We start from the raw sequence: 711 nt of genomic DNA, 5'->3' as shown, positions 1-711 counted from the left end.
AAATCCGTCGTTTACGACATTCAATTTGACCAACTTTAAGATGGCGAAATAAATCACTAATTTTATGATTCTTTCCTAAATGATTGGTGACAATGAAGTTTTTTTAACACGAATGCAGAAGTTGATGTCTTGTTCAATTAACCATGTAAACCACTGCTCACCGATAAACTCTCTGTCTGCGAACACATTCACAATACGGTCTTTACCAAAAATGGCTATAAAGCGTTGAATCAAAGCAATACGCTCTTTCGTATCTGAATTTCCACGTTTATTAAGCAATGTCCAAAGGATAGGTATCGCTATTCCACGATAAACGATTGCGAGCATCAGGATATTAATATTTCGTTTTCCCCATTTCCAATTGGTTCTATCTAAAGTCAGTTGCACTTGGTCGAATGAAAACATATTGAAAATCAACTGAGAAATTTGACGATAATCAAAATACTGACCTGCAAAGAAGCGCTGCATACGTCGATAAAATGATTGTGGTAAGCACTTGATGGGCAAGGCTTTAGATGCAGAAGAAAGATTACATGTTTGCTTTAAAATAATCACAAGCATGATGAGCGCAAAGCACTTTAAATGTGACTTGTTCCATTTTAGAGATTTGTTTAAGATAAGATATAACTCATTGAGATGTGTCATAGTATTCGTCGTTAGAAAACAATTATTGTGACATTATTTCAATGAGTTATCTATTTTTGTCGTGTA

The 711-nt window shown here is 34.5% G+C and carries 1 pseudogene; it reads right to left on the bottom strand.

Features of this window, described 5'->3' with window-relative positions:
• Positions 1-645 (bottom strand): annotated as a pseudogene (locus CF596_RS05690) (IS4-like element ISAba1 family transposase); the annotation flags it as partial.
• Between the last annotated feature and the right edge of the window lie 66 nt (positions 646-711).

This window comes from Acinetobacter sp. YT-02, assembly GCF_002412355.1.
In the GTDB taxonomy this organism is placed as follows: domain Bacteria; phylum Pseudomonadota; class Gammaproteobacteria; order Pseudomonadales; family Moraxellaceae; genus Acinetobacter; species Acinetobacter towneri.
Note: the sequence above shows the minus strand (reverse complement) of the source record. Positions and strands in the feature narration are given on the sequence as shown.